At 62.8% G+C, this 14,915-nt stretch carries 15 protein-coding genes; all 15 read right to left on the bottom strand.

Features of this window, described 5'->3' with window-relative positions; translation table 11 throughout:
• Position 1 precedes the first annotated feature (1 nt).
• A complete protein-coding gene (locus tag AOP79_RS05635; RefSeq protein WP_062071394.1) occupies positions 2–313 on the bottom strand; it encodes a histone-like nucleoid-structuring protein Lsr2 in 312 nt (103 codons plus the stop codon).
• A gap of 178 nt (positions 314–491) precedes the next feature.
• Positions 492–743, bottom strand: coding sequence for a hypothetical protein (locus AOP79_RS11880; RefSeq protein WP_062071392.1), 252 nt, complete (start codon positions 741–743; stop codon positions 492–494).
• Positions 743–2,251, bottom strand: coding sequence for a lysine--tRNA ligase (lysS, locus tag AOP79_RS05625; protein ID WP_062071948.1), 1,509 nt, complete (start codon positions 2,249–2,251; stop codon positions 743–745). The genes AOP79_RS11880 and lysS overlap by 1 nt, the downstream gene beginning before the upstream one ends.
• A 67-nt stretch (positions 2,252–2,318) precedes the next feature.
• The gene (gene nadC / locus AOP79_RS05620) at positions 2,319–3,221 is read right to left on the bottom strand and encodes a carboxylating nicotinate-nucleotide diphosphorylase (RefSeq protein WP_062071390.1); all 903 of its coding nucleotides are present in this window, start codon (positions 3,219–3,221) and stop codon (positions 2,319–2,321) included.
• A gap of 42 nt (positions 3,222–3,263) precedes the next feature.
• Positions 3,264–4,958, bottom strand: a complete 1,695-nt coding sequence (locus AOP79_RS05615) for an L-aspartate oxidase (RefSeq protein ID WP_062071389.1) — start codon at positions 4,956–4,958, stop codon at positions 3,264–3,266.
• 140 nt (positions 4,959–5,098) lie between these two features.
• The gene (panD, locus tag AOP79_RS05610; protein ID WP_236683264.1) at positions 5,099–5,536 is read right to left on the bottom strand and encodes an aspartate 1-decarboxylase; all 438 of its coding nucleotides are present in this window, start codon (positions 5,534–5,536) and stop codon (positions 5,099–5,101) included.
• Between the two features lie 25 nt (positions 5,537–5,561).
• The gene (gene panC, locus AOP79_RS05605) at positions 5,562–6,443 is read right to left on the bottom strand and encodes a pantoate--beta-alanine ligase (RefSeq protein ID WP_236683262.1); all 882 of its coding nucleotides are present in this window, start codon (positions 6,441–6,443) and stop codon (positions 5,562–5,564) included.
• The gene (locus tag AOP79_RS05600) at positions 6,440–7,324 is read right to left on the bottom strand and encodes a Rossmann-like and DUF2520 domain-containing protein (RefSeq protein ID WP_062071385.1); all 885 of its coding nucleotides are present in this window, start codon (positions 7,322–7,324) and stop codon (positions 6,440–6,442) included. Before AOP79_RS05600 ends, panC begins: the two co-directional genes overlap by 4 nt.
• A complete protein-coding gene (locus AOP79_RS05595; protein WP_062071382.1) occupies positions 7,317–8,966 on the bottom strand; it encodes a PH domain-containing protein in 1,650 nt (549 codons plus the stop codon). Before AOP79_RS05595 ends, AOP79_RS05600 begins: the two co-directional genes overlap by 8 nt.
• Positions 8,963–9,442, bottom strand: a complete 480-nt coding sequence (locus AOP79_RS05590) for a PH domain-containing protein (RefSeq protein ID WP_062071379.1) — start codon at positions 9,440–9,442, stop codon at positions 8,963–8,965. Before AOP79_RS05590 ends, AOP79_RS05595 begins: the two co-directional genes overlap by 4 nt.
• A gap of 35 nt (positions 9,443–9,477) precedes the next feature.
• Positions 9,478–9,942 carry a DUF3180 domain-containing protein gene (locus AOP79_RS05585; protein ID WP_062071376.1) on the bottom strand — a complete coding sequence of 155 codons (465 nt, stop codon included), beginning with the start codon at positions 9,940–9,942 and terminating at the stop codon, positions 9,478–9,480.
• Between the two features lie 8 nt (positions 9,943–9,950).
• Positions 9,951–11,366 (bottom strand): 2-amino-4-hydroxy-6-hydroxymethyldihydropteridine diphosphokinase, encoded by a 1,416-nt coding sequence (gene folK / locus AOP79_RS05580; RefSeq protein ID WP_082093402.1) that lies wholly within the window; start codon positions 11,364–11,366, stop codon positions 9,951–9,953.
• A 5-nt stretch (positions 11,367–11,371) separates the two neighbouring features.
• Entirely contained in the window at positions 11,372–12,166 is a 795-nt protein-coding gene (folP, locus tag AOP79_RS05575) for a dihydropteroate synthase (protein ID WP_062071370.1), read from the bottom strand.
• 7 nt (positions 12,167–12,173) lie between these two features.
• On the bottom strand, positions 12,174–12,818 hold the full coding sequence (gene folE / locus AOP79_RS05570; protein ID WP_082093401.1) for a GTP cyclohydrolase I FolE: 645 nt from the start codon (positions 12,816–12,818) through the stop codon (positions 12,174–12,176).
• Positions 12,815–14,878 (bottom strand): ATP-dependent zinc metalloprotease FtsH, encoded by a 2,064-nt coding sequence (gene ftsH / locus AOP79_RS05565; protein ID WP_062071364.1) that lies wholly within the window; start codon positions 14,876–14,878, stop codon positions 12,815–12,817. The genes folE and ftsH overlap by 4 nt, the downstream gene beginning before the upstream one ends.
• Positions 14,879–14,915: the final 37 nt, after the last annotated feature.

Below are 14,915 nucleotides of genomic sequence, written 5' to 3'. Positions count from 1 at the left end.
CCTAGTTGGCGTTCGCGTATGCCTCGCGAATATCTGCAGAAATGCGTCCACGTTCAGAAACGTCATAGCCGCTCTTCTTCGCCCACGCACGAATCTTGGCCGTGTCCTGGTTGCGGCCACGGCTTGCGCTCTTACGGTTAGTCACCTTGCGTGCGACTGCCGTCCACGGCTCGAAAGCCTGACGCAGTTCAGCAGCGTGTGCCGTGGAAAGGTCAATCTCGTAGTGAGTGCCGTCAATGGCAAAAGAGACGGTCTCGTCCGCATCTCCGCCATCAATATCATCAACAAGTACTACCTGAACCCGCTGTGCCATCGTGCACTCCTTCTCCACCGTGTGGAAATAAGACTGTTGGGGAACTCCATCTGTGTGTGAATACAATCACACATTCTTAGGGATACCGTCAATACTGAGAATTATCCTGTGGAATTCTCATATTCGCACAACGTGATGGTGATGCGCGCGGCGAAACGGCGCCGCAATGCTCCATGAATCAGCGCGGGGAATCCGTCTTACTCTCAGGTGATGGTGCGGGAGTCGGTGATACCGCAGGCGACGGAGCACCGTCGGGGCCTGCGGGAGGCGTCGCCACACGCTGCCTCTCAGCCTCTTCAGCATCGGCCTTGGCCAGCGCCTCGCGCTCGTTGCGATCAGCACGAATCACGGAACGCATGGCATACCAAAAGATGAGCGCCACACCGATGGACGGGATGATGCCAACGGCGACGGCCTGCCACGTTTCCATTAGTCGTCGCTCGGCTTCACCAGCGGGAAGGTGATGGTCTCGCGGATGCCCAATCCCGTCAGTGCCATCAGGAGCCGGTCCATCCCCATTCCCATACCGCCCGAGGGAGGCATCGCATACTCCATAGCAGTCAGGAAGTCCTCGTCGAGCTTCATAGCCTCGTCGTCGCCCAACGCAGCCATACGCGCCTGCTGCTCAAAGCGCTCACGCTGAATCACGGGGTCAACGAGCTCCGAATACGCGGTCGCCAACTCGAAGCCGCGCACGTAGAGGTCCCACTTCTCGACAATGCCGTCCTGCGTTCGGTGATCGCGGGTCAGCGGACTTGTCTCCACAGGGAAGTCGCGGACAAACGTGGGCGCAGTGAGATCGTCACCGACGTAGTGCTCCCACAATTCCTCGACCAGCTTGCCGTGGTTCGCACGCTTCACGTCCACCGAAACATCGGCCTTATCGCACCATGCCAGCAACTGCTCAACGGAAGTCTGCGGTGTGACTTCCTCACCCATGGCCTCCGACAACGAGCCATACATCGATAGTTCGGCCCAATCGCCGCCGAGGTCGTACTCCTCGCCGTCGGCCAATGTGACCGTCGTTGAACCAAAGACATCTGAAGCAGCGCCCTGAATCAAGTCCTGAGTCAACGTCGCCATGGTGTTGTAGTCACCGTAAGCCTCATACGCTTCGAGCATCGAGAATTCTGGCGAATGCGAGGAATCGGCGCCTTCATTGCGGAAGTTGCGGTTAATCTCGAAGACCTTTTCCACACCACCCACGACAGCGCGCTTCAAGAACAGCTCAGGCGCAATACGCATGTAGAGATCAATGTCATACGCATTCATGTGCGTCACAAACGGCCTCGCGGCAGCGCCGCCGTGCTGCGTTTGCAGCATCGGCGTTTCAATCTCAATGAATCCACGGCTGTGCAGCGACTCGCGCAGTGAGCGCATGACGTGTGCGCGGTTACGCACGGTGTCGCGAGCCAACGGCCGCGCAATCAGGTCCACATAGCGCTGACGCACACGCGACTCTTCAGCAAGTTCTTTGTGCAGCACGGGCAGTGGGCGCAGCGCCTTGGCCGCAATTCCCCACTCCGACACGAACACCGAGACTTCGCCGCGCTTGGACTTGATAGCGCGACCTGTCGCATACACGTGGTCACCCAAGTCGACGTCGCCCTTGAACGCCGTCAGCGACTCCTCGCCCACCTCGGCGAGCGACAGCATGATCTGCAGACGCTCTCCCGCGCCATCCTGCAGGGCGGCAAAGCACAACTTGCCGGTGTTACGAATGAAGACGACGCGACCCGCGACCGACACCACATCATCGGTCTCTTCGCCGGTCTCTAGGCCGTCATAGTCACGCTTGACGTCAGCAATCTCATGCGTCCGCGGCACGGAAACGGGATACGCCTGCCCACCGTCCGCAATGAGGCGATCGCGCTTGGCGCGGCGCACCTTCAGCTGTTCGGGAAGGTCATCGGCCTGCACAGAGTTTTCGTCAGTCACGCCCACTAGGGTACCCGCGCTTGAGCTCAGAGCCGATGTCGCGGCACAGCCAGGAGGCAACGGAACCTTAGACGAGGTCAAGTCCCAGATCGATGATGGGGCTTGAGTGCGTCAGTGCCCCCACCGACATGTAGTCAACACCCGTGTGGGCCACATCGCGAGCGTTGTCCAACGTCAAGCCGCCGGTAGCCTCCAACCGCACCTTGCCGACCGTCGGCTCCAGCGCACGCAGCGTCGCCACCAGCGCCCGCATCGGCTCTGGCGCCATGTTGTCGATCATCAAAAACCGCACCCCGGCATCGACCGCTTCGAGTGCTTGAGACTCGCTCTCCACCTCAACCTGGATGGGCACATCGGGAAAACGAGTGCCAATGGCCTCGACCGCTGCTGTCACAGACCCGGCCGCGACAATGTGGTTGTCCTTGACCATCGCACAGTCATACAGCCCGTGACGCTTGTTCACACCCCCGCCGCAGTGGACCGCATACTTCTCGAGTTCACGCAGGCCCGGAGTGGTTTTGCGGGTGTCTAGGACCGCAGCACCAGTGCCGTCGAGGGCATCGGCCCAACGCCGCGTGTGAGACGCAATGCCGCTCGCGCGCGACAAGAAGTTCAGCATGGTGCGCTCCGCGATCAACACGACGTGACCTGGCCCTGCAATCGACGCAACCACGGCGCCAGCGGCCAAACGGTCTCCGTCGGCGGCATGGAGGTCAACCGCCGGGCGTGCCAAGTTGAGTCGATCCGCGACCTGTGACAGCGTCTCCGCAATCACCGCGGATCCCGCCAGCACTCCTTCTTCACGCATCCCAATGGTGCCGCTCACCTGAGTGGTGGGCGCAATGGTTGCCTGCGTGGTCACGTCCCGGCTCTCGGTGGAGCCCAGGTCCTCATCGAGAGCCTGCGCTACGGCGCCAGCAATCCACGAAGCAGACAAGGGACGGTTCTGGTCACGATCCTCTGGGTGCATCACGGCGTCTAGCGTACGCCCGACCGCAATAGTGCCGGCGCGCTAGCCGAGATCCCGAGGCGCGTGAATGAGCTCCATATCGCCGTCCGGCGTGAGGACGGCCGCGATACGAAGCCTCCACTGAGCATCGTCCCTCTCCGGAAAATCCTCCCGCACGTGCCCGCCACGCGTCTCCTTGCGCTCCGAAGCGGCCGCAACGAGGGTCGACGCAGTGGTCAACACATTGCTGCTCTCCCACTCCGCGATCTGCGGCTCACCCGCAGGGGCACCATTGAGGTGATGACGCTGACGAATCTTCGCGAGGCGCTCTTGAGCGGTGGCGAGTGAGGATGCTGTGCGGATAGGGCCCGCACCACGCTGGGTGATGGTCTGAATCTGCGTCCGAGTCGTGGCCGGCAACAGCGCCGTCGGACCCGGCCGGTCTTCAGGCTCATGTTGACGCACGGTTTCGCTCGCCACAGTCGCGGCGGCGTCGGCCGCAGCACGGTGAGCAAACACCAGCCCCTCGAGCAGAGAGTTGGAGGCAAGTCGGTTAGCACCATGCACGCCCGTGCACGCCGCCTCGCCGATGGCATAGAGACCAGGCTGCGTTGACCGACCACGAAGATCAGTCAAGATTCCACCCGAGTGATAATGCTGCGCAGGCGCCACCGGGATGAGGTCGTGGGCCATATCAACGCCCTGCTCAGCGAGACGCTCACGAATAGTGGGGAACCGCTCCCGCAGGAATGCGCCTCCCAGGTGGCGACAGTCGAGGAAGACGTTCTCCGAGTCCTCCTCCTCCATCATCGCGACGATGCCCCGACTCACGACATCGCGCGGCGCAAGCTCGGCCATCGGGTGCTGACCCACCATGAAGCGTTCACCGTCGCTATTGAGCAGATACGCGCCTTCGCCCCGGACAGCCTCCGAGATCAGCGTTTGCTGGCCACGTGCCGCCGCACCCTGCCACAGCACTGTCGGATGGAACTGCACAAACTCAAGGTCGGCAACCGCCGCACCTGCACGCAGCGCAGCAGCCAAGCCGTCGCCGGTAGACGATGCAGGGTTGGTCGAGGCGCGGAACACCTGGCCGATTCCACCAGTCGCCATGATCACGGACTTGGCAAGTGCCGCGCCGACACCGTCGCGCGAACCTGCGCCGATGATGTGGAGCGTCACGCCGCAGACGGGGCCTGGGCGGCCGTCGCTGTCGGGGGCGGCAGTAAGAAGGTCCACGACCATCGCATGCTCAATGACCTCGATTCCAGGGTCGTTGCGCACCGCTTCCAGTTGTGCGACGAGAGCCCGGGAGATCTCCGCACCAGTGGCGTCTCCACCCGCATGCGCGATGCGGTCACGGTGGTGGCCGCCCTCACGCGTCAGCGTCACGGCACCGTCGGGTCCGGTGTCAAAATTTGCCCCCCGACGGACGAGGTCCCGCACTCGATCTGGGCCTTCCGTGACCAACGCACGAACGGCCTCGTCGCTGCACAGGCCCACACCCGCAGTCAGGGTGTCTTCGAAGTGCTCTTCGGGGGTGTCCTCGGGGTCGAGGGCCGCGGCGATCCCGCCTTGTGCCCAGACTGTGGAGCCTGAGGACAACTCGCCCTTGGTGACGACCAGCACGCGATCGACTTTGTTGCGAAGTTCAAGCGCGGCAGTTAAGCCGGCGATACCTGAGCCCACGACGATCACGTCCGCATTGATGGTCCAACCGGGCGCGGGGGCAGCGAGGCGCCGCACAAACGATGTCATTCGGACAACCTATCGGGCAGACTCCCCACACTACGAACCGGAGCAGGGCCAGACACGCCGTGCTCGCAAGGCTTGCTGAGCGCAACTTCAGGCGCGCCGCGCCCACCTTTGGTTCAAAGTGTCGAAAGGGGGTGGTGGCGTTAGTGACGGAAATCGTGCACCGGGATACCGGAACGCTCCAGCCCGTATCCTTCTGGCACCGAGCCAGGATCATCGCATTCCTGCAAGATCTTGTTCTCGCCGTCGACGAACACGACGTGCGGCTCAAACGTGCGGGCCTCTGCATCGGCGAGCATGCCATAGCCAATGATGATGACCAGGTCCCCTGGATCAACCAGGTGCGCAGCCGCGCCGTTGATACAGATCTGACCCGAATCAGGTTCACCGGGGATCGCATACGTCGTCAGCCGTGCACCGTTGGTGACATCCACAACATCCACCTGCTGGCCAGCGAGCAAATCCGCGTGGTCCATCAGCGTCGCATCAATGGTGATGGAGCCCACATAGTGCAGGTCGGCCTGCGTCACGGTTGCCCGATGGATCTTGGAGATCATCATGGGCCGTTGCAATGAAGTCACTTCTGCGCTCCTTTATCTGAGCTGATCACTTGGCAGGCCACGCCGCGTCACCCTGAGGGTCGGCGTCACGGGGGCCGATGCGCGTCGTCACGTTGTCGATCAATCGCGTGTCACCAACATGTGCTGCCACCGCGATCACCGCCTCGCCACGATAGTCCGAATCGATGGGTTGCGCGTTCGCCGGATTCATCACCGTGAAGTAATCGACACGTACCTCGGGCGCACTCTCCAGCATTGCGCGTCCTTGAGTCAGAACGTTCTGGACCTGCACACCATTCCGCGCCTGCTCATCCGCCACGTTGAGAGCACGCGAGAGCACCAGTGCCTGCTCACGTTCGCTGGCGCTCAAAAAGACGTTGCGGCTCGACTGGGCAAGGCCGTCAGCGTCCCGCACGGTCGGTGCAGTGGCGATCTCCACCGGGAAATTCAAGTCGCGGACAAGTGCGCGCACCGCGATGACCTGCTGGGCGTCCTTGGCACCAAACACCGCAATGTCTGGCTGGGTCAGATGGAGGAGCTTGGCAACGACAGTCAATACTCCATCGAAGTGCCCCGGACGAGCCGCGCCTTCAAGGACCCGCCCCATCTCACCTGCTGACACCGATGCCGCGGGAACACCGTCGGGGTACATCGTGTCATCGGCGGGAGCGAACACTACATCGACTCCAGAGCCCTTCAGTCGGGCTACGTCGGCCTCCAAATCCCGCGGATAGCGTTCATAGTCAGTCGACTCATTGAACTGGAGTGGGTTCACGAAAACTGTCACGACCACCTGATCGCCCAACTCGCGAGCCTGCCGCACCAAAGCCAGATGGCCGTCATGCAACGCACCCATCGTCATCACGACCACGCGCCGCCCCTTGCGCGGCCACGCAGCAAGATCCTGTGCCGTGTGCACTACCTTCACGATTCCACTCCCAAAGCCGCAATGAGATCGGCATACGCTGCCGGCCCGATGCGCCCACCACTGAGCGCCAAATCTGCAGTCGCGCGCGCCATAGCGCGATACGCCAACTGGGCCTCCGGCTGGCCCGACAGCGCCGCCATATGTGCGGCAACCGTTCCCGCATCACCCCGGACCACAGGTCCCGTCAGCGTCGACACCGCACCAGGAGCATCCCCGAGTGCATTGTCGACAGAGGCATGCACCAGCGGCCCCAAAACCTTGGCAGGATCCTCAATACCAATACGTGCGAGGGACGCACTAGCCTGCGTGATCGCAGTCACCACATGGTTCGCGCCGTGCACGAGCGCCGCGTGGTACGCAGGGCGGTCGGCATCGTCGATCACCACGGGCTCACCGTTCATCTCGACCACGAGAGCTTGCGCGATAGGCAACACCGGCGCAGGCGCACTGACCGCGAACGCCGCACCAGTCATGCGATTGAGATCAAGCGAAGTCCCCGTAAACGTCATCGCCGGATGAATAGCCAGCGGCAATGCGCCCTTGGCCGCAGCATCGGCGAGCGCCTCCGTCCCCCATCGGCCCGACGCGTGCATCACGATCTGCCCCGGCCGCCACACGCCGAGGTACGCCAGACCCGCAGCCACCGCCGCAATGGAGTCATCGGGAACAGTCAGCAGAACCAAGTCCGCCGCTTCAACCACCCCTTGCGGCTCCATGACGGGGACACCAGGAAGCAACGTGTCGATGCGCGAGCGTGACTCCTCGGAAACCCCCGATGCGGCCACCACCTCGTGCTCCGCGGCGCGCAAAGCAGCGCCCAGGACGGCACCCACACGACCAGCACCAATCACCCCCACCCGCAGGCGTCCCGGCTTAGCCATCAAGACCCACCGCGCCCTTCCACTGCTCGGCAGTCTGAGCCTGACGCTCGTGCGCGGCCCGCTGAGCCTGCGCGATCAACAACTCCCGAGCATCGGCCTCATCAAGATGCCGCGCCACAGGCTTCACCGGGCCATTCGTCGAGTGCACAGCCACATCAGCAAGACCACGGGCACGTTGCAGCGGCCCCTGCGTCAAGCCAAGAGACTGAGTCCGCTCATGGGGCACCACATACATGTGGCGAACGAACCGGCCACGACGGATCAGCAAGGCGTGCTCGGTGGCACGGACTCCACGCTGACGCCACTGCCACGGATCAAAGACCTTTGAACGGGACGATGCCGCGGTAAAGCCGCCCTCAGCCCCTTGCCCGGAGAGGGCCTGGGACACCGTGCCGGCGGGATCCGGATCACCCAAATCTGGCAGCACGAGCCACAGCGCCGTCAACGCGTCCTGGCGAGTACCCACCGGAAGCAACGTCGACACCGCCTGGGCATCGTCTTGATAGCCAGCAACATTGATAGTGATGCGCCACCAGTCGCGGCGACGCCACAACAGCGGTTGCTGAAACTCGATGGCCTGGACACGTCCCGCTGGGACAGTCTGCCGGCGCGTCTCCGTCAGGCCATGGCGGAGATGAATACCGTCTTCAGACAGACCCGCGACAAACCCATATCCGCGGGAGAGCTCGTTCCAAAAGAACCCAAACAGCGCCAACGCCACGGGAACAATCGTCACCAAACTCGCCCCCGCGACAGCAAGAATCCTCGACACGTCAAGATTCATCACCAACACCGCCGCGACGGCCACCACCGGAATCGTGACCAGCCACACGAACGGCCACGACAACAGGATCGACATCAGCAAGTCACTCGTACGGACTCGGTAAACCTCGCGCTGCGGCGACGCCGGGGTTGCCGCATAGCCAGCCGGAGCGCCCGCCAGGTCACGAAGCGACCCCGGGCCGGCATCGTGTCTCTCCCCCGCCACGGAGTCACCAACGGAATCGGCACCTAGCCCAGCCGTGGCCGGCATCGGCTCTGCTCCATCCACGTGAGGCGCGCCGCCCAAGTCCGACACCACTGCGTCAACAGTGGCTTCGCCACCGGAAGCCTTGGCGCGCTTCACCCCAGCAGAGAGCGCCAGAAGCTCATTGCGCATCGCCTCGGCGTCACCCAGGCGCAAATACTCAAGCGCAATAGTTGAACTCTCACCGCCAGCAACTTCAATCTTGAGCGACGCAAACCGAAAAATTCGTGCAATGAGCGGCTGCACCACATCCACCGCTTGAACACGATCCAATCGCGCCTGCTTGTGCTGCTTGAACAGCACTCCCTTGCGCTGCTCCACCGCCACACTCGAAAGGCGGTACTCGCTGTAATGCCACTGAAGATAACCGAACCCGATGGCCAACCCAATCACCACCACCGCGCCCACAATGACCCACAGAATGGAACGCATCAGGAAATGAGCACCCTCCTGCAAAGCAGGATCCACCCCGGTCCACGACGGCGCATAGTTGTACAGCGCGATCGAAACCACCACACCAAAAACAGCCCACCCGCCGAGTAGTGGGGACACCGGGTGCAAACGAGTCCACTCGCGCGGCGCGCGGTAGACCACTGGAGCGTTGCCCTGCGTCACAGGCCCGCCAACTGCGCTTCACCGCGCGACGCCAAACGGTCACGCAAACGGGCAGCCTCAGCAGCAGGAACACCTGCAATGCGCGCATCGGACCCTGGCGAGGCGGTGTGCAACTGCACTTCAGCGATGCCCAGCGACCTCACCAACGGGCCAGCCTCCACCTCGACATATTGCATGCGGCCATAAGGAACCACCGTCACGGTGCGCCACATGCGGCCACGCTTAATCACCAGATCATCCTCGCGTTCAAGCCATGCATGTGCCGTGACCTGTCGAACAATCACCCAGCTGGACCACACACCGATCAGCAGGAGCACCACACCGGCCGTGAACACCCACGGACTCGTCAACACTCCAACGACGACCGCCACCACCGCCAACACCAGCAAAGTCACCCACAGAGTCACCAGGCGGGCAGTGATGAGTTTGCGCGATGCGTAAGTCCACTCAGCGCCATCGGGCTCAAACGTAGTCATAGCCCATAAGTCTGCCAGGTGCCGTCAATACGCCGTCACGCAGGCGAAGGCTCCGCACTGTCGTCATCATCGTCATAGCGGCACCACCGCTCAGCGATCATGCCCGCAACCATCAGCACCAGCGAGGAACCCGCCGCAATGAGCGCAGAAATGATGACCTCACGCCGCGGGCCGTGCGACCAACTGTCCACGAGGGCCAACGCATAGCCCCCATAGGCACCAGCCATCACCGCACCCACGTAGGCGCACGCCTGCGCAAACATCGCAGTGCGTGCAGCCCTCAGTGGTGACAGATCAGGGCGCTTGCCCTGGAGGAACCTCTTCACCTGCCAGGCAAAACCCAGCGCACACCCACCCGCAATGAACGAGAAAGCCCACGCACTCCACGGAACGTGAGGCGGAGTAGTGCCCGACGAGTCCAGGAGACGGCCTGCCAGCCAACACACCGCGAGGGCCACGAGCCCTGCCAGCGTGAGCCGCTGCCACGTCACTTCGGACATCACAGAACCTACGACTGAGCGGGAGGCGGCGACGAGGCCGCAGAGTCCTGCCCCGCATCGGCCCTACGGCCCGCAAGGAACGATGTGCGCTCCACTGTCGGGCTCCCCGTCACCGGGCGTTGCGCCGATGTCGCAGCCGATGCCGTGGACGGAGGCTGCGAGCCTGACTCTGGGAAGGACGAAGGCTCCGGGTGGTTCTCAGCCGGAGGGTAGGACGCAGGCGCAGATTGCGCTGACGGCTCCTGATGGGACTGTGCTTCTGGGTGAGACTGTGCTTCTGGGTAGGGTTGCGCGTCTGAGTATGACTGTGTGTCGGGATGCGATTGCGACGCAGGCTGCACTTCTCCCGAGGGCTCAGGATCGACGGGCGTGACCGCTGGCCCCGGAGGAGTCGACTCTGCAGCGGTAGCAGGCGCCTGGTGTGGCCAGTTCTCCTGCACCAAGCGCACCGTGTCGGCACCAACGGCACGCGCCAAGTCCGCCACTGTCCCATGCGGAGCAAGGGAAGCGTCCGGCTCAATCGCAGACCACGGCAACAGCACGAATGGGCGCTGGTGAGCGCGAGGGTGCGGCAGGATCAGATCCGTGGAAACCGCCGCGACGTCCGCATAGGCGACGATGTCGATGTCGAGCGTCCGGTTGCCACTCGGGTCCGTGCGGTCCCGACCGTGGACCATCTCGATTCCCTGGCAGGCTGCCAAGAGTTCACGCGGCGACAGGGCGGTCTCGATGCGCACCACCGCGTTGAGGTAGTCGGGCTGATCCGCGCCAGCCTCAGGCTTCGAACTCACCAACGGCGAGACGGCCTTCACTTCGATGCCGTTGACGCGATGAATGTCAGACACAGCCTGACGCAACGTGGGCTCGACCTCACCGATGTTGCCGCCGAGTGCCAGCAATGCCGGAGCAACCTGTAGCGGCCGCTGGTCAAGTTCGTCACGGACGGGGCCGGCACCGGGATCGAACGGATCGTCCGAAGCACCAGCCGACGAGCCGATGCGTTTGTCCGCCCACAGTCCGCCCTCGCGCATGTCGCGACGAATAGTGATCGCCACATCCTTGAACTCCACATGCAACGGCGCCTGCGGCTTATGCACTGTCACATCGACACAGTGCACGCCGTCAAACTCCAAGACAGCGCGAGCGATGCGCTCAGCAACAGCCTCAATCAACAGAATCGGTTCGCCACCCAAAACCTCAGCGGCACGGTCCGCAATGTCCGAATAGTTCACCGTGCGCGTCAAGTCATCGCTCGCACCCGCAGCGCGAGTGTTGACGTGCACCACCACATCGGCAAAGAACAGTTGGCCGGTCTCACGCTCAGCGTCGAACACCCCGTGATGGCCGACGAGGCGAATACCCTCGACAGCCACCTGGTCCAGTTCGATTCCGTCTTTGACATACGGACGCATATGCACAGTCATGCCCCTTACTCTGGCCTGTCCCGGCCGTTATTCCAAGAGGACACGACAGCAATCGCATCCCGTGCCGCCTGAGAATCATGCACACGCACCGCCCACACACCGTGTGCGGCACACATCGTTGTCACTGCTGTGGTGGCATGCTCACGCTCAAGTGGAGCCTTGTCAGGCGCCAAGAACCGCTTACGCGACGCACCAATGAGCACCCGGGCATCTCCAGCCCAATCCTCGAGACGCGCCAACAACGGCCAGTTCGATTCCGCGACCTTGGAGAAACCCAGACCGGGATCGAGCACGATGCGCCCCAGGTCCACACCAGCCCGCGTCAACGCCTCGACCCGAGCCGCGAGTTCGTCCCGCACCTGAGCCACAACATCGTCATACGCGTCATGGCGGTCCATCTCCGTGGAATGCGCGCGCCAATGCATCGCGACATAGTCACAGTTGAGGTCCGCGATAGTGCCGGCCATACGCGGATCCGCGAGGCCTCCCGAGACATCATTTACCAGCACCGCACCGGCTTCAACTGCGGCCCGCGCCGTCGCCGCGCGCATCGTGTCGATCGAAACCGCGACACCTTCAGCAGACAGCGCACGAACCACGGGAAGCACACGAGCGAGCTCTACCTCGGCATCTACTCGCTCCGCACCGGGACGCGTGGACTCGCCACCCACGTCAACAAAATCCGCCCCCGTCGAGGCGAGAGCCAATCCCCGCTGAATCGCGGCATCGGCTTGGTGCCACTGCCCTCCGTCGCTAAACGAGTCGGGCGTCACATTCAGGATCCCCATGACATGCGTCATGGCGGGACTACCTCCCTGCGATGAGGCTCATAGCCTCCGCGCGGGTGGCGGCATCACGCATGACACCGCGCACCGCTGACGTGACGGTCCGGGATCCAGGCTTGCGGATGCCTCGCATCGACATACACAAGTGCTCGGCCTCGACCACAACGATGACACCGCGTGCACCGATGTGTGTGACCAGCGCATCGGCAATCTGAGTCGTCAAACGTTCCTGGACCTGCGGGCGACGCGCGTACATGTCGACGAGGCGTGCGAGCTTGCTCAAGCCCGTAATCCGGCCGTCCTCGCCTGGAATGTACGCGACATGCGCTACTCCATGGAAGGGCACCAAGTGGTGCTCACACATCGAGTACAACTCGATGTCCTTCACCAGGATCATCTCCTCGTGGCCCAATTCGAACACGGTGCTAAGAATCTCAGCGGGATCCTGTTGCAGACCGGAAAACACCTCTTCGTACGCGCGTGCAACTCGTGCAGGGGTGTCCTTCAGACCGTCACGTTCCGGATCTTCGCCAATGGCGAGGAGCAGTTCCCGCACCGCGGCCTGAGCACGCACATGGTCGACACCATGGGCTCGCGACACGATCGGTTCAGCGTCCACCGGTACGCCATGCGAGTGAGCGCTACCGGATGAAGGTACGGACGTCATGACTCCTTGGTCCCCTCATCGTTCGGGTTGGCCTCCGGCTTTACCTCGGCGGTCGCGTCAGGGACGTCCCCAGCGGAGATATCCTCAGTACCGACGATGTCGCGTGGCTCTTCCTTGGGTGGAACGGGCGCAGCGACTGGCTTCTTGCGTGGCGCAGTCTTAGGCGCCCAGTCACCAGATACCCAGTGCTTGCGCTTGGCGATCTTCTTCACCGGCGCGAAGATTTCTGCCAGTTCGATCTCGTTGAGGGTTTCCTTCTCAAGAAGCTCCTGCGCAAGGGTGTCCAGCAGTGCACGGTTGTTCTGCAACGCCTTGGTGGCCTCAGCCATCGCGTTGTCCAGAAGCAAGCGCACCTCGCGGTCCACCGTCGCTGCCGACACTTCCGAGAAGTCGCGCCCATGACCCATGTCGCGGCCCATGAAGACCTCTCCGGAGCCGGCAGCCAAACGCACCGAACCAATCTCCGTCGACATGCCGTACTCCGTCACCATCTGGCGAGCAGTGTCTGTGGCCTGCTGAATGTCGTTGCTCGCACCCGTGGAAGGGTCACCGAACACCAGTTCTTCAGCGATTCGGCCACCCATCGCGTACGCCAGGTTGTCGAGCAACTGGTTGCGCGTCTTGGAGTAACGGTCCTCCTGTGGCATCACCATGGTGTAACCCAGAGCGCGCCCACGGGGCAGGATCGTGACCTTAGTGACGGGGTCGGTGAAGTTCATCGCAGCCGCCACCAACGCGTGCCCACCCTCGTGGTAAGCGGTGACGGTCTTGTCGTGATCATTCATCACGCGTGTGCGCTTCTGCGGTCCCGCAATCACACGGTCGATGGCCTCGTCGAGTTCGCTCGCACCAATCAGTTGTGCATCGCGGCGAGCCGTCAGCAGTGCAGCCTCGTTGAGCACGTTCGCCAGGTCTGCGCCGGTGAACCCGGGCGTGCGCCGAGCGATGAGTTCGAGGTCGACATCCGGCGCCATCGGCTTGCCCTTGGCGTGGACTTCAAGAACCTTCTTACGGCCCTGCAGGTCGGGTCCGTCGACGCCAACCTGGCGGTCGAAGCGCCCGGGACGCAGGAGTGCGGGGTCGAGGATATCGGGCCGGTTGGTGGCGGCGATGATGATGACATTGGTGGTTCCACCAAAGCCATCCATTTCAACGAGCATCTGGTTCAACGTCTGCTCACGCTCGTCGTGTCCACCACCCATGCCGGCTCCACGGTGACGACCCACGGCATCAATCTCATCAACAAAGATGATGGCCGGTGCGTTCTTCTTGGCCTGCTCAAACAGGTCACGCACACGGCTCGCACCGACACCCACGAACATCTCGACAAAGTCGGATCCGGAAATGTGGAAGAACGGCACGCCAGCCTCACCAGCGACCGCACGGGCAAGGAGGGTCTTACCGGTACCCGGAGGCCCGTAGAGCAGCACACCCTTAGGGATCTTGGCACCCACGGCTTGGAACTTCTCTGGGGCCTCGAGGAACTCCTGGATCTCGCGGAGCTCGTCGACGGCCTCTTCCACGCCGGCCACGTCATCGAACTTCACGGTCGGGGTGTCCGGCGTCACGAGGGACGCCTTGGACTTGCCGAACTGCATGACCTTTCCGCCGCCGCCCTGCATCGAGGACATCAGGAACCAGAAGAGGCCCACCAGCAGCAGGATCGGCAGGAAGGTGAACAGCAGTGTGGTCCACACGGAGGTCTGCGGGACCTCGGAGTCGTAGCCCTGGGGAGGATCGGCGCTGGTGACAGCGTCAACAATCTGCTCACCCTGGGGTGCCACGTAGAAGAACTCGACCTTGGCGGGGTAGTCAGCCCACTCTTCGGGAGCGTCCTCGGGGATCTCGTCGGCCCAGTCTGCGCTCAGCACCAGCTCAACACGTTGGTCGCCGTCAACGATCTTTGCTTGGTCGACAAGACCGGTGTCGAGGATCTCGAGACCCTGTGAAGTGTCAATGCGCTGAACTTGGGGACCAAAGAGCCCCGAGATGAGCCATCCAAGAAGGACGGCAAGCAGGATCAGCGGAATGATGCGGCGCGGGCTGAGGGCTTTCTTCATGGTGGTAAGAGCCTACGCGAGTGTGCAGGGGTGTTGT

Origin of the sequence: Demequina sediminicola (assembly GCF_000975055.1) — a bacterium.
GTDB lineage: Bacteria > Actinomycetota > Actinomycetes > Actinomycetales > Demequinaceae > Demequina > Demequina sediminicola.
The sequence above is the reverse complement of the archived record's forward strand: the minus strand, read 5'-3'. Positions and strand labels throughout refer to the sequence as shown.